Annotated in this window: 18 protein-coding genes; 6 read left to right on the top strand and 12 right to left on the bottom strand. The window is 45.3% G+C overall.

The features are described 5' to 3' along the window. Window positions 1-3: 3 nt before the first annotated feature. The 7 genes from epsG to WA279_RS11580 form a co-directional block, all read right to left on the bottom strand. Window positions 4-1,107, bottom strand: coding sequence for a biofilm exopolysaccharide biosynthesis protein EpsG (gene epsG, locus WA279_RS11610; protein ID WP_251188177.1), 1,104 nt, complete (start codon window positions 1,105-1,107; stop codon window positions 4-6). Further along, the gene (locus WA279_RS11605) at window positions 1,104-2,258 is read right to left on the bottom strand and encodes a glycosyltransferase family 1 protein (RefSeq protein WP_336155456.1); all 1,155 of its coding nucleotides are present in this window, start codon (window positions 2,256-2,258) and stop codon (window positions 1,104-1,106) included. Before WA279_RS11605 ends, epsG begins: the two co-directional genes overlap by 4 nt. Then, complete coding sequence (gene epsE, locus WA279_RS11600; RefSeq protein WP_003228255.1) at window positions 2,251-3,087, bottom strand: glycosyltransferase EpsE; 837 nt, start codon at window positions 3,085-3,087, stop codon at window positions 2,251-2,253. Before epsE ends, WA279_RS11605 begins: the two co-directional genes overlap by 8 nt. Continuing rightward, window positions 3,084-4,229: a glycosyltransferase family 4 protein gene (locus WA279_RS11595; protein WP_336155455.1), complete on the bottom strand. Its 1,146-nt coding sequence runs from the start codon at window positions 4,227-4,229 to the stop codon at window positions 3,084-3,086. Before WA279_RS11595 ends, epsE begins: the two co-directional genes overlap by 4 nt. A gap of 11 nt (window positions 4,230-4,240) precedes the next feature. Further along, the gene (locus tag WA279_RS11590) at window positions 4,241-6,061 is read right to left on the bottom strand and encodes a polysaccharide biosynthesis protein (protein WP_206734035.1); all 1,821 of its coding nucleotides are present in this window, start codon (window positions 6,059-6,061) and stop codon (window positions 4,241-4,243) included. A 234-nt stretch (window positions 6,062-6,295) separates the two neighbouring features. After that, a complete protein-coding gene (gene epsB, locus WA279_RS11585) occupies window positions 6,296-6,979 on the bottom strand; it encodes a protein tyrosine kinase EpsB (protein ID WP_336155454.1) in 684 nt (227 codons plus the stop codon). 5 nt (window positions 6,980-6,984) lie between these two features. Continuing rightward, window positions 6,985-7,689: a YveK family protein gene (locus tag WA279_RS11580; RefSeq protein WP_336155453.1), complete on the bottom strand. Its 705-nt coding sequence runs from the start codon at window positions 7,687-7,689 to the stop codon at window positions 6,985-6,987. Window positions 7,690-7,934: 245 nt separating this feature from the next. On the opposite strand from WA279_RS11580, the gene slrR reads away from it, so the two are divergent. The 3 genes from slrR (at window position 7,935) to WA279_RS11565 (ending at window position 10,132) form a co-directional block, all read left to right on the top strand. Beyond that, window positions 7,935-8,393, top strand: a complete 459-nt coding sequence (slrR, locus tag WA279_RS11575) for an HTH-type transcriptional regulator SlrR (RefSeq protein WP_014478046.1) — start codon at window positions 7,935-7,937, stop codon at window positions 8,391-8,393. A 75-nt stretch (window positions 8,394-8,468) separates the two neighbouring features. Then, window positions 8,469-9,938: a para-nitrobenzyl esterase gene (pnbA, locus tag WA279_RS11570; protein ID WP_336155452.1), complete on the top strand. Its 1,470-nt coding sequence runs from the start codon at window positions 8,469-8,471 to the stop codon at window positions 9,936-9,938. A 2-nt stretch (window positions 9,939-9,940) separates the two neighbouring features. Continuing rightward, the gene (locus tag WA279_RS11565; RefSeq protein WP_003228241.1) at window positions 9,941-10,132 is read left to right on the top strand and encodes a hypothetical protein; all 192 of its coding nucleotides are present in this window, start codon (window positions 9,941-9,943) and stop codon (window positions 10,130-10,132) included. Between the two features lie 26 nt (window positions 10,133-10,158). Here WA279_RS11565 and padC read toward each other — a convergent pair whose 3' ends face one another. From padC to WA279_RS11540, 5 genes are all read right to left on the bottom strand, one after another. Then, entirely contained in the window at window positions 10,159-10,644 is a 486-nt protein-coding gene (padC, locus tag WA279_RS11560) for a phenolic acid decarboxylase (RefSeq protein ID WP_003228238.1), read from the bottom strand. Between the two features lie 22 nt (window positions 10,645-10,666). Continuing rightward, window positions 10,667-11,122: a DUF3237 domain-containing protein gene (locus WA279_RS11555; RefSeq protein ID WP_336155451.1), complete on the bottom strand. Its 456-nt coding sequence runs from the start codon at window positions 11,120-11,122 to the stop codon at window positions 10,667-10,669. A gap of 131 nt (window positions 11,123-11,253) precedes the next feature. Then, entirely contained in the window at window positions 11,254-11,937 is a 684-nt protein-coding gene (gene racX, locus WA279_RS11550) for a broad specificity amino-acid racemase RacX (RefSeq protein ID WP_336155450.1), read from the bottom strand. A 15-nt stretch (window positions 11,938-11,952) separates the two neighbouring features. After that, a complete protein-coding gene (locus WA279_RS11545) occupies window positions 11,953-13,308 on the bottom strand; it encodes a serine hydrolase (RefSeq protein WP_336155448.1) in 1,356 nt (451 codons plus the stop codon). Between the two features lie 148 nt (window positions 13,309-13,456). Next, window positions 13,457-13,954, bottom strand: a complete 498-nt coding sequence (locus tag WA279_RS11540; protein ID WP_336155549.1) for a C1q-like domain-containing protein — start codon at window positions 13,952-13,954, stop codon at window positions 13,457-13,459. Between the two features lie 725 nt (window positions 13,955-14,679). Here WA279_RS11540 and sacB point away from each other — a divergent pair. From sacB to aspP, 3 genes are all read left to right on the top strand, one after another. Beyond that, complete coding sequence (gene sacB / locus WA279_RS11535) at window positions 14,680-16,101, top strand: levansucrase (RefSeq protein ID WP_251188186.1); 1,422 nt, start codon at window positions 14,680-14,682, stop codon at window positions 16,099-16,101. Between the two features lie 73 nt (window positions 16,102-16,174). After that, window positions 16,175-17,719: a 2,6-beta-fructan 6-levanbiohydrolase gene (gene levB, locus WA279_RS11530; protein ID WP_251188187.1), complete on the top strand. Its 1,545-nt coding sequence runs from the start codon at window positions 16,175-16,177 to the stop codon at window positions 17,717-17,719. A 107-nt stretch (window positions 17,720-17,826) separates the two neighbouring features. Beyond that, window positions 17,827-19,389, top strand: a complete 1,563-nt coding sequence (aspP, locus tag WA279_RS11525) for an aspartate/proton symporter AspP (RefSeq protein ID WP_015384716.1) — start codon at window positions 17,827-17,829, stop codon at window positions 19,387-19,389. Window positions 19,390-19,535: the final 146 nt, after the last annotated feature.

Genomic DNA, 19,535 nt, shown 5'->3' with positions numbered 1-19,535 from the left:
AAATTACCGGGAAAAAATCGTTCTGTAAGGCAGAACGGATGAATCAACCGGCATAAGCAAATAACTGTAAAGAAAATAACAAACAACAATAGCGATATAGATAAGGGCGTTCGATTTTTCATCAAATATCCTGACAAAATAAGGGACTAAGATCATTTGATACAGACCGAAATAAATATTGAATCTGGCAAAAATCACGTCCTTTGTGGCCAAAAGGCCGAACAAAAAACCTAGCAGGCACAAATTGACGACAATATCAATTTGCGGCCACAGACTCCGCAGTCGTTCTTTATAGCAAAATGCAAGGAACAGCGGCAGAACCAAAACAGCGATTTTGATTACATTCATTCCATTTGTGTTCGTCATGAGCCATTTTTCATAATGGCTGTATGAGCTGTTTTCAAGTACAACGACAAACACAGAAATAAATTTTTGATATAAAAATGTCATGCCGAGAAATAAAGCGGATAGGCCGAATATCGCCGGTGACCAGGCTTTTCTTCTGACAATAAAGTACACTGGAATCATAATCAGCGCCGACGAATGAAAGAGCGAGCTGACCAGCACAATCAGGAAATATCGCTTCCAGTTCCCACTGATGATGTAACGGATCGCCCAAAACAAAGCAGCTGCGACCATGTATTGCCTGATGCCGTTAAAAGACGCGTAGTAATGAAAGGTTCCCAAAAACAAAAAGACACTCAGCTCAAACGGCCTGCCATAGTCGGCGAGTGTCTTCATAATAAAGCTGTAGGTCACGACCGCAACCGTAAAATACATGATTTGCGGATCTTCCGTGATGAAATTCATCAGCCAAAGGAGTGCGGTAAACCCCGGATCGGTCGCCGTTTTTGCTGTGCCGAAACCGAATATCTGCCACACATTTTGATAATCGCCCGCCAATTCGTACAGCAGCGTGTACGTCTGAAAATCCGTGCCGACTCGATAGCGGAGACCTGACACGAGCACAAGTGAAGCGAGCGGAATCCAGATCAAAAGTTTATTCGGCCGATACCCCGTGGCAAGCGAATCGTCACGGCCGCCGCACATTTTAGCGAACCAAGACCAAACAAATACGATCCCCATATTGACGGCATATACAATCATCGGTTATGGTCCTTTTCCGTGCTGATGTTGTATACATTCAGCAGCGCTCCTACATTTTGCTGTGCATCGTAGCCAAGTTGAGCGAGTGTTTCTTTGATGAACTCACGCTTCGGCCTGCCTGCGGCGGCCGCCCTTGCAATGGTTTCAGCCCAGACGCTGATCGGCTCAGAAAGACTTAATCTTGTGACAAGCCCGAGACCGGCGTCGACTTTTTCTGTAATGCTGTCTGAAATGATGCATGGAAGCCCCGACGCCTGCGCTTCCACAAGCACAACCGGCAAGCCTTCGTACAGAGACGGCATGACAAATACATCGAATGTTCGCATTAGTTCATGGATCCGTTCTTCCGTGCCTAAAAAGAGGACGTCTGATAGCAAATTCTGCTGCCGCGCCTCCTCCTCTATCTCCCCGCGCAACGGCCCGTCTCCCGCCAGAACGAGCTGAAAGCGAACGCCTCTTTCCTTGAGATGTGCGGCAAGCTTCAGCAGGAACGCGTGGTTTTTCACTTCATGAAACCGGGCCACATGGCCAATGATGAGCCGGTCGGCTGCAATGCCGCGTGCTGCTTTTTCTTCATCAGCCGCCTGCCCATTTGGGGCGAACAACTCAAGGTCAATCCCGTTAGGAAGAAGGTGAACACGCTTCCGCTCCATATTGGACTGTCCAAATAAAAACCTGCCCGCATCCTCTCCGCAGGCACACAGCGCTGTCGCATTTGCCAAAATGAGCCGCCTGAACACCATCAGCTGCAAGCGATCCTTCCAATTGAAGCCGGTCTTCCAAGACGTATTGTGGGAATGGCATACCCTGACCGGCACTCCGGCGAGCCTTGCCGCAAGGGCGATAAAACCCGTTTGGAAATCCGTGTGCGCATGAACGGCGCTGAACGGCCCGTTTTCTTTTATCGCGTTTCTCACATTCCTCACAAATGTAAGGGGATTGCTTTGCCCAATGCTCGGGACATAAAAAAGCCGCCCGCCTAAAGATAAAATCTCTTCATCGTAAGCGCACGGATCATTTCGATACGTTAAAAAGTCAAATTGCACTTTGCTTTTGTCCATTTTCCGATATAAATTCATCACCATGGTTTCCGCGCCGCCCCTGTTCATGCCGCTGAGAACATGGAGCACGCGTTTTTGGCTGCTATTCATGCTTGACAAGCCCTTCCTTTTGGTTCATTACTCTTTTTTTGTGGTAGCGATTCATCACGGCTGCAGGCATAAAGGCGCGGATTAACGGTTTTGCGATATATATGTAATCAGATAAAGGAAGCTTCAAGCGTCTGCACGCCTGATAGACAAGGATGGCATTGTCGATTGAATACGTAAATGACCGCCGTTTGAATGCATCGCTGTCTTCCCTCACTTTATACAAGGCTTCCTGAAGATTATAGCCCCTGAAGCCCTCTTCAAAAAAGCGAAGCCACAAATCAATATCTTCCATTCGTCTCGTCCGCCGCACCGACCGGTAGCCTTTCAGCGTGCGGTAGGCACTCGCTCTCATCATAATCGTGCCGTGGCAAAATGGAGTCCCTTTTGCCATGATGCCCGGCTCCGGAACAGAAGGCAGAATGCGGGTGCCTCTTACGCCAAATTCATCAAACACAAGCATGCCGGTGCCAACCACCTGATAGTGTCGGTGCTTTTCTAAAAACGCGACCTGCTTTTCCAGACGGCGCGGAAACGAAAGGTCATCTCCGTCCTGACGTGCGATATAATCGCCTGTCGCATGCGAAAGACAATGATTTAATGATGCGGCAAGCCGCTTATTTGTTTTGTTTTGAATCAGTTTGATGCGGTCGCTGTAATGAGCGGCATACTGCTTCGCGATACGGAGCGTGCCGTCTGTTGACGCATCATCGCACAAAATCAGCTCCCAATTTTTATAGGATTGGCTGAGAATGGATTCTATGCTTTCTGCCAAAGTGCGTTCGCAATTATAAATGCCCATAATGACAGAAACTTTCGGTCCTGAGTTCATACGCTTTTCTCCTTTGTATCCATATCCATGTACGCGGAATAAATATCTGCCATTTCTTCCACCGTTCGCGCCTCCGAGAAGCGCAAGGCTGTTTTTCGGCCTTCCTGTCCCAGCTTTTGGCAGAGCTCCGGCTTATGGTAAAGCTGTTCAATCCGGCGGGCAAAAGCAGCACTGTCACCGATTTTGATCAGAAAACCGTTTTCTCCGTCGCGAATGATTTCCCGATGCCCGCGATTATCTGTGGCGATCGCCGGTTTTTCTGCCGCCATTCCCTCAAGCACATTCATGCCGAGGCCCTCTCTAATGCTGGATGCGACAGATACATCCGCAAGCTGAATCAGCTCATGTATGTTGCTGCAAAAGCCGTAAAAACAGACATTGGCGGAGGCACCAAGCTTTTCAGCTAACGTTTGATACGTTTGTTCCATGGCCCCTTCCCCGGCAAACACAAGGCGGAGCGAGGGAATTTTTTCTTTTAGCAAGGCTGCGGCTTCAATTAACTGCTTCTGGTTTTTGTTCAGATTGAGCTCAGCCGGATAAACCAATATAAAATCATCTTCACGGAACCCGTGCTTTTCTCTGAGTCTTTGCTGCTCTATCGGACTGACAGGCCGGAAACGCTCGGTATTGACACCAATGCCGTGAATTTTCTGCGTCCTTCCGCCCGGCCTTTGAAGTCCTTTCGCCCGTGTGTAATCCTCTTCATTAATCGTAATCAGGCAGTCCGTATATGCTGAAAGCCATTTCTCGACCGGATAGTAGAGAAGCCAATTTTTCATTGGTGCTCCTTTGCAGAAGTGAAATCCGTGCGCTGTGTACAGTACCTTTGTTCCGTGCCGCCGTGCCTGCCTCGCCGCCAGTCTGGCGAGAACACCGCCGACCGGTGTATGGCAATGGACAATGTCGTATTCATAAGTGTCGATCACTTTCTTCAACTGCCTATAAACGGCCAGGTTCTGAGGGTCAAAAGGTGACCTGCGAATCGGGATGGAGAATTTCTCATCCACATACGGCAGCTTGGTTTGTCCGTTCGCGGCGACATGAACCTCCCAGCCCCTTTGTTTGAACCATTTAAAATAAGGGAGGTGAAAGGCCTTAAAATGATAATCAACAGTCGCGCAAAACAAGATCTTTTTCGTCATTTTCACTCCCCCTAATGAACGCTGGCAGCCGTCATTTTGTCTGATGTATTGATCGCCGCAAACAGCCTCGCTCTCAGGTCGGCTTCCGGCAGCTCATGAAAATCCTCGATAAAGCGCATCAGCACCGGCCAATCGCCGTCCACCGCTTTACCGATGTGAATTTTCGGAAAGATTTGTTCAGCATGGACTTCATTTTTGTTCAGTAATTCTTCATACATTTTTTCGCCCGGACGAATGCCTGTGAATTCAATTGGAACCTGCTCAGTCGTGTAGCCGGACAAATGAATGAGGTTTTTGGCAAGATCCACAATCTTTACGGGCTCTCCCATATCGAGAACGAAAATCTGACGCCCTTTCGCCAGTGCCCCAGCCTGAATCACAAGCCTTGATGCCTCGGGAATCGTCATGAAATAGCGGGTCATTGCCGGATGTGTTACTGTCACCGGGCCGCCTTTTTCAATCTGTTTTTTGAAAATCGGAATGACGCTGCCGCGGCTCCCGAGTACATTGCCGAAGCGAACAGCGACAAATTTGGTTCTGCTGACTTTCCCAAGATTCATAATAATCATCTCTGCGAATCGTTTTGTCGCCCCCATTACATTGGCTGGATTCACCGCTTTGTCCGATGAAATCAGCACGAATGTCTCTGTTCCCGACATATCGGCTGCTTCCGCGACATTTTTTGTTCCGATAATATTGTTTTTGACCGCCTCTTCAGGATTATGTTCCATTAAAGGCACATGCTTATGGGCAGCTGCATGATAGACAACATGCGGCTCGTATTTTTTCATCAAGGTAAACATTTTATCGCGGTCCTGCACATCAGCGATTTCCGTATGGAACACAATGTGTTTGCCGAATCGTCCGTTCAGCTCTGTATAAATCGAATGAATGCTGTTTTCCCCATGGCCGAGCAGAATAATTTCCTTAGGCTGAAACGCGCTGATCTGGCGGCAGATTTCTGAGCCGATTGATCCGCCCGCTCCCGTGACGAGAACTGTTTTTCCTTTGATGCGGTTCGAAATTTCGCTAGTGTCGAGGGTTACCGGCTTTCTGCCGAGCAAGTCCTCAGCTTTTACATCTCTGATTTGTCCGGCAGTTCGTGTGCCAAGCAGCATTTCATCAAAATGAGGCATAATTTTAATGCTTACTCCGGTTCGCACACATTCTTTATATAACACCTGAAGCTCATGGGTGCGGAGTGAAGGAATGGCAATAATAATATAATTAATTTTGAGTTTTTGCACCGCAGGCATGATACTTTCTTTTCCGCCGATTACGGGCAGCCCCATAATTTCTAATTTATGCTTCGTTTGGTCGTCATCAATAAAAGCGACAGGTATGATATCAGGTTCATCTTTCGAAAGCAGCTGCCTGACCATCAGAGTCCCACCTGAGCCCGCCCCGATAATCAGCGCGCGGGACGAGGCGCAGCGTTTTTTCCTGATGCTTTCGTTTAATACTCTCGATAAAATACGGGTCCCTCCAATAGACAAAAGCTGAAGCACCCAGCACGCGGTTAACAGACGGAAGAACATCGTGTGATACACAGCATATTGAATGATGCCGGTCACAGCGGCGGAAAGCGTAATGCCCTTAAGCAGGACAATCAGCTCGCCAAGTCCGGTGTATGTCCACACCTGTTTATACTGATTGAACAGGAAAGCACACACATGATAGCTGAGAAGCAAGCTGACAGCGGTAAGCAGTAATGCTCCGGAGTCATAAAATTGATAGGAATCTTTTAAAAATTGATATCCTGCAATAACTGAATTTAAAACGAGGTAAGTATCCAGCGCAATAATCATTGACAGTCTTCTCCGGTAACTCAACCTTTTCCCCCCTAATTCTTTTATCGGTTTAGCTGCGGCGGTTTTCGTCTCTCCAAAAAATCGGCAGCAGCTAAACCGACAATACGTCCTATGTATATATCAGATAAGTGGGCATTTAACCCATCCTCACGCCCCGCCAGCGACGACCAGCATCTAAGGCAGCAACTTCAGCTGCCCACAGCAGAGCCGAGTGCCTCCATTGATACAGGTCAGGAGACATCACCTTTACAAAAACTAGTAGGAATAGTGTTCCGATTTTTTCATTTTCTTTTTGTTTAAAAGAGCGCCTAACAGCTTCGCATTGGATTGTTCCAGTGCATCTTTTGCTTTCAGAACGGTATCGGTTTTTGTTTTTCCGCTTAAAACGACGAGCACGCTTCCGTCTGTTTGATTTGCTAGAATCTGAGCATCTGCAACAGCCAAAAGCGGAGGGGAATCAAAGATGACGAGGCTGAATTGTTCATAGATCTCAGATATTAAATCTCCCATTGCTTTTGAAGACAGCAGTTCTGCCGGGTTTGGCGGGGTCGGCCCGCTTGTCAGTATATATAAGTTATCGATCGGCGTCTTTTGCACCGTCTCACTGAGTGAAGCATTACCGACCAGCACATTTGTCAGCCCGGTTACATTATCAACCTGAAACGTCTGATTGATGGTCGGCTTTCTTAAATCGGCATCCACCAGCAGTACTTTCTTTTCCTGCTGCTGCGCAAAGACAGCCGCAAGATTCGCTGCACTGAACGATTTACCTTCACCAGGCACAGAGGAGGTGACGAGGATAGATCGCAAGTTGGTCTGGACAGATGAGAACTCAATGTTTGTCCGAATGGTGCGATATTGTTCCGCAACAACTGATTTATTGTGTAAAACAGATATTTGAGCCAAACCTCGCCTTGCTTTCTTTTTTCTAAAGATCACTCGCTTCACTCCCCGAAATGTTTTATCCCGCGATTCCGCCCTTTGTGGACATCAGGAACGGAGCCTAAGCATGGCAATCCGGTTCTCTCGCTGAGCTGCCGTGCGCTTTTGCACGTATCATCGAGAAAATGCAGAAAAAATGCCAGTGTAATGCCGCCCATGACAGCAGCGCCAAAAGCCATGACCATATTTCGCAGCCTGGCCGGCTTGATCATCGGGCTTTCAGAAGCCTTCGCCTCTGATAATATATGTACGCCTTGTACATTCATTCTTTCATCTACTTCTTTTTCAAACTTGTTCACTAACGTGTTCGCAATCTCAGCCGCTTTCGCCGGATCGTGATCCTGGACGGCAACGTTGATAATTTCTGATTCATTTTCACTGCTGGTGATTACTTTTCCTTTCAGCGAGGAAGCCGATTCAGTTAGGTGCAATTCCGCCTTAACTTCTTCCATCAAGGCAGTGCTTTTCATAATCGATTGGAACGTGCTGCTATACTGAAGATTTCGCTGGATGTCACTGAGATTCGAGTTTTCTTCACCGTCTGATTCATGAACCAGCACCTGTGTCGACGCCTGGTAGGTCGGTGAAATGACCTTAAATTGCACAAAACCCATCATAAGGGTGACGCCGATTGTGATGAGCAGAATCAGCACGAATCTGTGTCTGACAATCGCATATAATTCTTTGAAACTCATATTCTCATTCATGTATTCATAGCCTTCAGCCTTCCCGCGGCTGGCTTCCCGCGCCCCTTTCTGTTAATGATTGGATTATAAAAGAAAACGTTATTATTTAAAAATTGCAAAATAAGCCAATAAGTTCTCTTTAGAGAACAAAATCATGATTTTCCTCTAATTTACTGCACTTCCCTTATTATTTTAAATTTTATAAAGAACGAAAAATTCCTTATAATGAACGAAATAACGACAGGAATAGAGGAGAATTTCATATTATGATTGGAAGAATTATCCGTTTGTACCGTAAAAGAAAAGGCTATTCTATTAATCAGCTGGCTGTTGAGTCAGGCGTATCCAAATCCTATTTAAGCAAGATTGAAAGAGGCGTTCACACGAATCCGTCCGTTCAATTTTTAAAAAAGGTTTCTGCCACACTGGAAGTTGAATTAACAGAATTATTTGACGCAGAAACAATGATGTATGAAAAAATCAGCGGCGGTGAAGAAGAATGGCGCGTACATTTAGTGCAAGCCGTACAAGCCGGGATGGAAAAAGAAGAATTGTTCACTTTTACGAACAGACTCAAGAAAGAACAGCCTGAAACTGCCTCTTACCGCAACCGCAAACTGACGGAATCCAATATAGAAGAATGGAAAGCGCTGATGGCGGAGGCAAGAGAAATCGGCTTGTCTGTCCATGAAGTCAAATCCTTTTTAAAAACAATGGGAAGATGATGATCGGTTAAAGGGCTAACGTTCGCATCTATAGGGGAAATCTGTTTATAATGGGGGAAAAAGGGAGAGAACACAATGACTCATCAAATAGTAACGACTCAATACGGCAAAGTAAAAGGCACAACGGAAAACGGCGTACATAAGTGGAAAGGCATCCCCTATGCCAAGCCGCCTGTCGGACAATGGCGTTTTAAAGCACCTGAGCCGCCTGAAGTGTGGGAAGATGTGCTTGATGCCACAGCGTACGGCCCTATTTGCCCGCAGCCGTCTGATTTGCTGTCACTGTCGTATACAGAGCTGCCCCGCCAGTCCGAGGATTGCTTGTATGTCAATGTATTTGCGCCTGACACTCCAAGTCAAAATCTTCCTGTCATGGTGTGGATTCACGGAGGCGCTTTTTATCTAGGAGCGGGCAGTGAGCCATTGTATGACGGATCAAAACTTGCGGCACAGGGAGAAGTCATTGTCGTTACATTGAACTATCGGCTGGGGCCGTTTGGCTTTTTGCACTTGTCTTCGTTTGATGAGGCGTATTCCGATAACCTTGGGCTTTTAGACCAAGCCGCAGCGCTGAAATGGGTGCGGGAGAATATTTCAGCGTTTGGCGGTGATCCCGATAACGTAACAGTATTTGGAGAATCCGCCGGCGGGATGAGCATTGCCGCGCTGCTTGCTATGCCTGCGGCAAAAGGCCTGTTCCAGAAAGCAATCATGGAAAGCGGCGCTTCTCGAACGATGACGAAAGAACAAGCGGCGAGCACTGCGGCTGCCTTTTTACAAGTCCTTGGGATTAATGAGAGCCAGCTGGACAGATTGCATACTGTAGCAGCGGAAGATTTGCTTAAAGCGGCCGATCAGCTTCGGATCGCAGAAAAAGAAAATATCTTTCAGCTGTTCTTTCAGCCCGCCCTTGATCCGAAAACGCTGCCTGAAGAACCAGAAAAAGCGATCGCAGAAGGGGCTGCTTCCGGCATTCCGCTATTAATCGGAACAACCCGTGATGAAGGATATTTATTTTTCACCCCGGATTCAGACGTTCATTCTCAAGAAACGCTTGATGCAGCGCTCGAGTATTTACTAGGGAAGCCGCTGGCAGAGAAAGTTGCCGATTTGTATCCGCGTTCTCTGGAAAGCCAAATTCATATGATGACTGATTTATTATTTTGGCGCCCTGCCGTCGCCTATGCATCCGCACAGTCTCATTACGCCCCTGTCTGGATGTACAGGTTCGATTGGCACCCGAAGAAGCCGCCGTACAATAAAGCGTTTCACGCATTAGAACTTCCTTTTGTCTTTGGAAATCTGGACGGATTGGAACGAATGGCAAAAGCGGAGATTACGGATGAGGTGAAACAGCTTTCTCACACGATACAATCAGCGTGGATCACGTTCGCTAAAACAGGAAACCCAAGCACCGAAGCTGTGAATTGGCCGGCGTATCATGAAGAAACGAGAGAGACGCTGATTTTAGACTCAGAGATTACGATCGAAAACGATCCCGAATCTGAAAAAAGGCAGAAGCTATTCCCTTCAAAAGGAGAATAAATATGGGGAAAACAGGATACATTGGTGCTGCCATTGTTGTGGCAGCTTGTATCATTATTTTGTCGGCCGTGGTATGTTTACGGGACACAGTCTATTACCAGCCTATGCGCTGGACTGGCATCATACTGTTTTTCGCGGGAATTGTGATGGTTCCCGCATACTCAGCAAAAAGAAAACCCGGAAAAGAGAAGTAATTCTCTTTTCCGGGTTTTTATGTTTATTATAATCTTCCCGCGCGAATATCGTCTGTCATTCCCTCATAAGGTGCCTTCGAAATCACTTCTTCGTTGTCGACTCCTTCATTTTTCAGAAATGTAATTTCCGCAAATTCAGGTACAACGTATTTTGGATACGTTTCATATTTTTCGCGGGATTCCTCCATCAAATCAATGTGGTCATTTTGGTAGCAAACCGTAATTTCAGGATGTTCATGCACCCATTTCGGGAAGAAAATAATGCCATGCATGCGTTTTTCATTTGGCATAAAGTTTAATGAAACATCCGTGCCAGTCGGCTCTGTCCAAGACACTTTATATACGCCTTCTGTCAGTTTGACAATATTCACTTCCTGATCCCGAACCCAGCGCCCGGCAACCATTCCGCTATGAATTCTATAATCGATTGTATGGTCGTTTTTAATATAAATCTCGTATTCCCATCCGTTTTCATACGTATAAATCATGTGGCTTCCGATAAAGTTTTCCATCTTACACACTCTCCTTAGTCTTTTACTGTACTTCATAAATGTCTAGTAGAACGTAATCAGGGGTTCTTTCTGCGGAACCGATAAACAAGCGGTCATGGAGCCATTGATAGACTTCACTGCCTGTTTCAAACGTCGGTACCGTACGAAAATAAACATGCTCCGGTTCAATAATTTCCCCGGCTGCCGCTTGTTTTCGAAACGGCTCGCTGACTTGCCGTATTCCATTGTTTTCAATGTAAATCAGTTCATGATCTGCTGTTTCAATCACATACCTGGCAGATAAATCTGTTCTGCCGTTAGCGCGAATCATTTGTGAATCGGCACCGCCCGGCAAAATACGTCCCTTTACTTCCCCGGTTATTGTTCCCGAACGAATCGGAATGAATCGTCTCAGTCCCAGGCTTGTCTCACCAATCGTGATAGGCGGATCAACCTTGATTTCTAAAGAGGCGAATGGTTTTAAAACCGGATTCTTCACGAGAACCACCTCACCTTCAGAAAAAAATCATGTAACTATTTACATGTTTACTTTAACACCATTGCAGTTAACTGTCAAACAATAGGAACATAAAAAAACAAGGACTGTTTGAAGACAGTCCTTGTCTGAAGCTAGCTTTGATAAGCAAGATATGTGCTGACAGTGCTTTTGGCAAGACAGGCAGAGGAATCTATCATCGGAATCTCACTTTGAATATGATCTAACACCGCATTTAAATCCGTGCAGGCTGAAATGATGATGTCTGCATGCTGACTGATTTCTTCATATAGCGTCTGCCACAATGCTTGTGTATGCTGCATATGATTTGGCTGTTTGATTGCGGCGATAAGCTGGTTCACAGCCTGCTGCCAATGGTCCTTGTAAATAACTTCTTGTCCATTTCCCTTCAGAACTTTTTGGTAGATGGCGGATTGGATGGTTGGCTCTGTTCCTAAAACCACCGCTTTTTTTGCGGGATGCGGAATCTCTTTTATCGTTTCCTCAACAATATGCAACATAGGAACCGACAATGCCTGCTGAATCTCTTCATAGTAGACATGCGCTGTATTACAAGGCAGCGCAATGAAATCCACGCCTGTTTTCTCGAGCTTTACCGCTCCGTCGATAATCGCTTTTTTCATCTCGTCATGGTCAATTGGACGATCTGCATAGAAGGGCGTCGGGCATGAATAGATCATCATGTGCGGGTAGTCAATATCGTTTGAAGCCCCATACAGCTTCTGACAGTAATCAATCACCTTATCAATAAACGGCGAGGTCGATTTCGGCCCCATTCCGGCTAATATTCCGATCATCTAGTTCATTCCTTTCTAATTCGTACGGACCGCTTCTTCTTCTGAGCCATCCTCATAGAGGATAAAGCTTTTCGCAGCATCCTCGCCTAACATAAACTCGACTTCAACAGACAATGCTCGTAGAAAGAAACGGGTTTCCGAGGAAGGAAATAACTCCAGTCTCAGCTGTCCAGTGATCTCCAAATAAAGCCTTTCATTCTGGGCTGTCACCTGTGCAGCCGTCCCATCCTGAAACAAGTAGCTGCCAACGTAGCGGCTGTATATCGCCGTATCAATTGCTTTTTTCTTTTTATCAGCAGGACGTTCCGGGACCTCATATGGCTGGCCAAATAGAATATGTTCCGCCGCCTTCAGAATCGCTTGTTCATATTCAGTATCCTCTTCCTTATTACTCAAATAGATCAGTGTTTTACGATGATCGATATATCGGATCATCAACGTCGAATAGCCGGGCCACCCTCCGCTGTGGCTGACAATCCGCCCTTTTTCAGGACTATTTTGCAGTACCCAGCCAAAGCCATAATCAATTGTTTCTCCATTGTTGAGGCGCACTGGAGAAAACGCGGATTCCTTAGAAGCCTTGCTGATTAAATCGTCCTCATATAAAGCCTGATCAAATCGAAACAAATCACTTGTGACAGAGTTCACCGTCCCGTCTCCCTGTATGCCATCGAGATACACAACATAGTCCGTTTCCTCTAAATCATCAGGGAGGACGTATGTTTCGGAGTGTACATCATACACATATCCATATGCATAATGATCTATTCGCTCAGGCGAAAGCCTCCTGTTATACACTCTTGTTTCATTCATGCCGATCGGTGAAAAAATACTTGTTTTCATAAAATCCGCATAGCTCATACCAGACGCTTTTTCAATGATAACCGCCAGCAGCACATACCCCGTATTGCTGTACATCCAGCCTTCATTCGGCTCAAAATAACCGGGCAGCCCCTCATTCATCAGCATATCGACAATATCCTGATTCACCGCAATCTTGTGTGAATCCCAATTGGCAAAAAACCATCCCATATAATCAGGAAGCCCTGACGTATGGTTCAATAAATGCCGAATCGTTACGCCCTGATACGGAAAACCGGGCAGCCAGCGATCCACTTTATCTTCATAGCCAAGAATCCCCTTCTCCTCCAGCAAGATGATTCCCAATGCTGTAAAAGGCTTTGACAAAGACGCTAACTCAAACAAAGAGTTGGTTTGCAACGGGCGTTTTTCCGTCATTTCCGCATAACCAAAAGAGTGGTGATATAAAATATCGCCACCCTCCGCAGCCAGAACCGTCCCGTTAAACTGATGTTTTTCGCCTAATGTCTCAAATAACGTCTGAAGATGCTTTCTTTTATTCTGCTTCATTCCTCCACCTCCCATATCTCTGTACGTTACTAAGCTACTAACGTTTCAAATATTTTGAAGATAATAAAAAAAGCTGATCAATCCTCAAACAGGAAAAATCAACTTTAATATAGCGGTATTAGATCTGTATGAATCAAAAAATCCCCTTTTATGAAGTCGGAGAAGGAACTCTAGCGGCTGCAAAATGGGTTCTCGTAGTCGCTTGAATGACTCCGGCGGCAGTACTCCTCATTGCAACTGTCACCGTATCTCCGGCGTTTAACTGAAGAATTTCAGTTATTGCTACGACTGCCGGGATGTTCCCTGCTTGAGATTTGTTATTTCCGCCTACCACATCTTGATTCACGAGAAATACGACTTCTAAGTTGAAGTCAACAATTGCATTCGGTTGAAACTCAACTGATGCATTAAGAGAATACACGCCTGCTGTTCTCGGTGAAAATGTAGATGTGTTAGGGTTATATTCATTCGCTAAATCAAATTGCACATTTTGAAAAAGGACTCCGCTAGCTGCATTTGCAGCCACTGACAGATTCGCATTGCTGGTAGCTCGGAAAGCAGAAATAGGCTGGTTACTATTTGCTGTAATTGGTGCGAAGAGCTGGTTTTGTTGAGCTGGCGGGGTATTTCCATTTCTGCCTTGCATGACACTTGGTGATAAAAGAGGTTCCGGTCGATCGTTCCTCTTAATCCATTTAGTTGGCCGTGGCGGCATAACTTTTTCCTCCTTATAAGCCTTAAGCTTCTATCTTTTTTTGCTAGTGAATACATTATTATATTGATCGTTACAGACATTGAAACGGTATCTGCCCGACTGTACTCAAAAATAGAAATAACAGCAGCATGTTCCCAAAACGAATTACTGCTTTTTAATCCAAGAGGCATGCTTCACCAAGGCATCAGCTAATCTTATATGAAAGACCTCAGTTAGAGATCCTTTTTAATCGATCAATAGGAAAATGAGATATTGTCATATTTTCTGAATTATGATGAAAAAGGCAACTTTATGCCCATGCAACAGAAGCTATAAAAAATACAGAGAATGAAAAGAAACAGATAGATTTTTTAGTTCTTTAGGCCTGTATTCCGCAAATCCTTTTATGATTTACTATCAAACAAAAGAGGAAAATAGACCAGTTGCAATCCAAACGAGAGTCTAATAGAATGAGGTCGAAAAGTAAATCGCGCGGGTTTGTTACTGATAAAGCAGGCAAGACCTAAAATGTGTAAAGGGCAAAGTGTATACTTTGGCGTCACCCCTTACATATTTTAGGTCTTTTTTTATTGTGCGTAACTAACTTGCCATCTTCAAACAGGAGGGCTGGAAGAAGCAGACCGCTAACACAGTACATAAAAAAGGAGACATGAACGATGAACATCAAAAAGTTTGCAAAACAAGCAACAGTATTAACCTTTACTACCGCACTGCTGGCAGGAGGCGCAACTCAAGCGTTTGCGAAAGAAACGAACCAAAAGCCATATAAGGAAACGTACGGCATTTCCCATATTACACGCCATGATATGCTGCAAATCCCTGAACAGCAAAAAAATAAAAAATATCAAGTGCCTGAATTCGATTCGTCCACAATTAAAAATATCTCTTCTGCAAAAGGCCTGGACGTTTGGGACAGCTGGCCATTACAAAACGCTGACGGCACTGTCGCAAACTATCACGGCTACCACATCGTCTTTGCATTAGCCGGAGATCCTAAAAACGCGGATGACACATCGATTTACATGTTCTATCAAAAAGTCGGCGAAACTTCTATTGACAGCTGGAAAAACGCTGGCCGCGTCTTCAAAGACAGCGACAAATTCGATGCAAATGATTCAATCCTGAAAGACCAAACACAAGAATGGTCTGGCTCAGCGACATTCACATCTGACGGTCACATCCGTTTATTCTACACTGATTTCTCCGGTAAACATTACGGCAAACAAACACTGACAACTGCACAGGTTAACGTATCAGCATCAGACAGCTCTTTGAACATCAACGGTGTAGAGGATTATAAATCAATCTTTGACGGTGACGGCAAAACGTATCAAAATGTACAGCAGTTCATCGATGAAGGCAACTACAGCTCAGGCGACAACCATACGCTGAGAGATCCTCACTACGTAGAAGATAAAGGCCACAAATACTTAGTATTTGAAGCAAACACTGGAACTGAAGATGGCTACCAAGGCGAAGAATCTTTATTTAACAAAGCATACTATGGCAAAAGCACATCGTTCTTCCGTCAAGAAAGTCAAAAGCTTCTGCAAAGCGATAAAAAACGCACGGCTGAGTTAGCAAACGGCGCCCTCGGCATGATCGAGCTAAATGATGACTACACACTGAAAAAAGTGATGAAACCGCTGATTGCATCTAACACAGTAACAGATGAAATTGAACGCGCGAACGTCTTTAAAATGAACGGCAAATGGTACCTGTTCACTGACTCCCGCGGATCAAAAATGACGATTGACGGCATTACGTCTAACGATATTTACATGCTTGGCTATGTTTCTAATTCTTTAACTGGCCCATACAAGCCGCTGAACAAAACTGGCCTTGTGTTAAAAATGGATCTTGATCCTAACGATGTAACCTTTACTTACTCACACTTTGCTGTACCTCAAGCTAAAGGAAACAATGTCGTGATTACAAGCTACATGACAAACAGAGGGTTCTACGCAGACAAACAATCAACGTTTGCGCCAAGCTTCCTGCTGAACATCAAAGGCAAGAAAACATCTGTTGTCAAAGACAGCATCCTTGAACAAGGACAATTAACAGTTAACAAATAAAAACGCAAAAGAAAATGCCGATATCCTATTGGCATTTTCTTTTATTTCTTATCAACATAAAGGTGAATCCCATATGAACTATATAAAAGCAGGCAAATGGCTAACCGTATTCCTAACCTTTTTAGGAATATTGCTGTTTATCGACTTATTTCCAAAAGAAGAACATGACCAAAAAACAAAACAGAAGCCGGACTACCGGGCGGCATATCATTTTACGACGCCGGATAAATGGAAAAATGACCCTCAAAAACCGATCTATTTTGATGGCAAGTATCATTATTTCTATCTATATAACCGGGATTACCCAAAAGGCAACGGCACAGAATGGCGCCATGCCGTCTCAGAGGATTTGGTGCACTGGACCGATGAAGGCGTGGCGATTCCGAAATATACAAACCCGGACGGTGACATTTGGACCGGTTCCGTCGTGGTTGATAAAGAGAACACAGCCGGCTTCGGGAAAAATGCGCTTGTCGCGATTGTGACACAGCCCTCAGCCAAAGACAAAAAACAGGAACAATATTTGTGGTACAGCACAGACAAAGGAAAATCATTCAAATTCTACAGTGGCAACCCCGTTATGCCTAATCCGGGTACAGACGATTTCAGAGATCCGAAAGTCATATGGGATGACCAGGATAACAAATGGGTCATGGTCATGGCTGAAGGATCAAAAATCGGCTTTTATGAATCCGATAATCTTAAGGACTGGCATTACACAAGCGGATTCTTCCCAGAACAGGCGGGAATGGTGGAATGTCCCGACCTCTACATGATGCGGGCAAGCGACGGAACGAATAAGTGGGTTCTCGGTGCCAGCGCGAACGGCAAACCGTGGGGCAAACCAAATACGTACGCCTACTGGACCGGAAGCTTCGACGGAAAAGAATTCAAAGCGGATCAGACTGAAGCCCAATGGCTTGACTATGGCTTCGACTGGTATGGCGGTGTGACGTTCGAAGACAGCAAAAGCACAGATCCATTAGAAAAGCGGTACGCGCTTGCCTGGATGAACAATTGGGATTATGCCAACAACACCCCGACAATGAAGAACGGCTTTAACGGCACAGATTCTGTCATACGCGAACTCCGGCTGAAGGAGCAGGGTGGAACATACAGCCTCGTCTCACAGCCGATTGAAGCTTTGGAGCAGCTGACTGTTTCAACTGACGAAATAGAGGATCAGGATGTGAACGGATCAAAAACATTGTCGATAACAGGTGATACGTACCAGCTTGATACGGATCTTTCTTGGTCAGAGCTAAAGAATGCAGGCGTCAGGCTCAGAGAATCAGAAGACCAAAAACGCCATATTGATGTCGGCATTTTCGCTGAAGGCGGCTATGCATATGTCAATAGAGCAGCCACAAATCAGCCTGACAAAAGCAATACCTTTGTCGAAAGCAAAGCACCTTACAATGTAAGCAAACATAAGGTGCATTTGAAAATACTTGTCGATAAAACAACGATAGAAGTATTTGTAGGCGACGGGAAAACCGTTTTTTCAAATGAAGTCTTCCCAAAGCCTGAAGATAAAGGCATTACCCTTTATTCTGACGGCGGCACAGCCTCCTTCAAGAATATAACAGTGAAACACTTTGATTCGATTCATGAATAAAAACAGGGGCGGCGCAGGCTGCCCCTGTTTTTTTATTAGGAGCGGTATTCTCTGTTACATATTGGGCATTGTAAGGAATATAAGGCTGGTTTCAAAGGAGGAAGCGAATGTCTAAACAAGGAAATTTTCAAAAATCAATGTCGCTGTTTGATCTGATTTTGATTGGGATGGGAGCCATCTTTGGATCAGCGTGGCTGTTCGCTGTCAGTAATGTCGCTTCAAAAGCAGGGCCCTCCGGCGCTTTTTCCTGGATCCTCGGAGGAGCCATTATTTTGTTAATCGGGCTCGTATATGCAGAGCTCGGAGCCGCTCTGCCCCGTACCGGAGGCATCATTCGATACCCCGTTTATTCACATGGCCACCTTGTCGGCTACTTAATTTCGTTTGTCACGATTGTCGCTTATACAAGCTTGATTTCAATTGAAGTGACAGCTGTGCGCCAGTATGTGGCCTATTGGTTTCCCGGCCTGACCATTAAAGGGTCTGATTCGCCGACCATTTCCGGCTGGATCTTGCAGTTTGCCCTATTATGCTTGTTTTTCCTGCTGAATTATTGGAGCGTCAAAACCTTTGCTAAGGCGAATTTCATCATATCGATTTTTAAATATATTGTGCCGATTACCATCATTATTGTACTGATCTTTCATTTTCAGCCGGAGAATTTATCTGTTGAAGGATTTGCACCGTTTGGATTTACAGGTATTCAGGCTGCAATCTCGACAGGCGGCGTCATGTTTGCGTATCTCGGCCTGCACCCGATTGTATCTGTAGCAGGTGAAGTCCAAAATCCAAAACGCAATATCCCGATCGCTTTAATCATTTGCATCATCGTTTCTACCATCATTTATACTGTTTTGCAGGTCACCTTTATTGGTGCAATCCCGACAGAAACACTGAAACATGGCTGGCCGGCAATTGGCCGGGAGTTCTCATTGCCGTTTAAGGATATTGCGGTCATGCTCGGGTTAGGCTGGCTTGCAACGCTTGTCATTTTAGACGCCATTCTGTCTCCCGGAGGAAACGGGAATATCTTTATGAATACGACATCCCGCCTTGTTTACGCCTGGGCGCGTAACGGCACATTATTTGGCATATTCTCAAAGGTCAATAAAGATACGGGGACACCCCGCGCTTCACTTTGGCTTTCGTTTGCCCTGTCCATTTTCTGGACACTTCCCTTTCCTTCGTGGAACGCGCTCGTCAATGTCTGTTCAGTCGCGCTCATTCTTTCATATGCGATTGCACCCATTTCTTCAGCTGCGCTGAGGGTCAACGCGAAGGACTTAAACAGGCCGTTTTATTTAAAGGGAATGAGCATTATCGGGCCGCTTTCCTTTATATTTACAGCGTTTATCGTGTACTGGTCAGGATGGAAAACAGTCTCCTGGCTGCTCGGTTCACAGCTCGTGATGTTTTTGATCTATCTCTGTTTCAGCAAATATACGCCTAAAGAAGATGTCAGCCTCGCTCAGCAGCTGAAATCAGCCTGGTGGCTTATCGGGTTTTATATTATGATGCTGATCTTTTCCTACATCGGTTCTTTCGGACATGGTTTAGGGATTATCAGCAATCCCGTCGACCTCATTTTAGTCGCGATCGGCTCACTTGCGATTTATTACTGGGCAAAGTATACCGGGCTCCCAAAAGCCGCCATTGATTACGATAAATAAAGAAGCAAGAGGTTTCTTGCTTCAGGCTGTCGAGAAAATCTCGACAGCCTTTATTTTTCCCTTAAAATATCAATTCCCCTGTAATAAAATAAAAGAAAGACTGAAAAGGACGGTGTCTTTCTCATGTTCCACACAAGAAACTCTTC

Origin of the sequence: Bacillus sp. 204(2023) (assembly GCF_037027505.1) — a bacterium.
In the GTDB taxonomy this organism is placed as follows: domain Bacteria; phylum Bacillota; class Bacilli; order Bacillales; family Bacillaceae; genus Bacillus; species Bacillus subtilis.
The sequence above is the reverse complement of the archived record's forward strand: the minus strand, read 5'-3'. Positions and strand labels throughout refer to the sequence as shown.

Coding starts and splice junctions, on each gene's coding strand:
- WA279_RS11545 (WP_336155448.1), bottom strand. CDS start 13,308: ATGAAGCAGAATAAAAGAAAGCATCTTCAGACGTTATTTGAGACATTA.
- epsE (WP_003228255.1), bottom strand. CDS start 3,087: ATGAACTCAGGACCGAAAGTTTCTGTCATTATGGGCATTTATAATTGC.
- WA279_RS11540 (WP_336155549.1), bottom strand. CDS start 13,954: ATGCAAGGCAGAAATGGAAATACCCCGCCAGCTCAACAAAACCAGCTC.
- slrR (WP_014478046.1), top strand. CDS start 7,935: ATGATTGGAAGAATTATCCGTTTGTACCGTAAAAGAAAAGGCTATTCT.
- WA279_RS11565 (WP_003228241.1), top strand. CDS start 9,941: ATGGGGAAAACAGGATACATTGGTGCTGCCATTGTTGTGGCAGCTTGT.
- levB (WP_251188187.1), top strand. CDS start 16,175: ATGAACTATATAAAAGCAGGCAAATGGCTAACCGTATTCCTAACCTTT.
- WA279_RS11580 (WP_336155453.1), bottom strand. CDS start 7,689: ATGAATGAGAATATGAGTTTCAAAGAATTATATGCGATTGTCAGACAC.
- WA279_RS11605 (WP_336155456.1), bottom strand. CDS start 2,258: ATGAATAGCAGCCAAAAACGCGTGCTCCATGTTCTCAGCGGCATGAAC.
- epsG (WP_251188177.1), bottom strand. CDS start 1,107: ATGATTGTATATGCCGTCAATATGGGGATCGTATTTGTTTGGTCTTGG.
- padC (WP_003228238.1), bottom strand. CDS start 10,644: ATGGAAAACTTTATCGGAAGCCACATGATTTATACGTATGAAAACGGA.
- pnbA (WP_336155452.1), top strand. CDS start 8,469: ATGACTCATCAAATAGTAACGACTCAATACGGCAAAGTAAAAGGCACA.
- sacB (WP_251188186.1), top strand. CDS start 14,680: ATGAACATCAAAAAGTTTGCAAAACAAGCAACAGTATTAACCTTTACT.
- WA279_RS11595 (WP_336155455.1), bottom strand. CDS start 4,229: ATGACGAAAAAGATCTTGTTTTGCGCGACTGTTGATTATCATTTTAAG.
- aspP (WP_015384716.1), top strand. CDS start 17,827: ATGTCTAAACAAGGAAATTTTCAAAAATCAATGTCGCTGTTTGATCTG.
- racX (WP_336155450.1), bottom strand. CDS start 11,937: ATGATCGGAATATTAGCCGGAATGGGGCCGAAATCGACCTCGCCGTTT.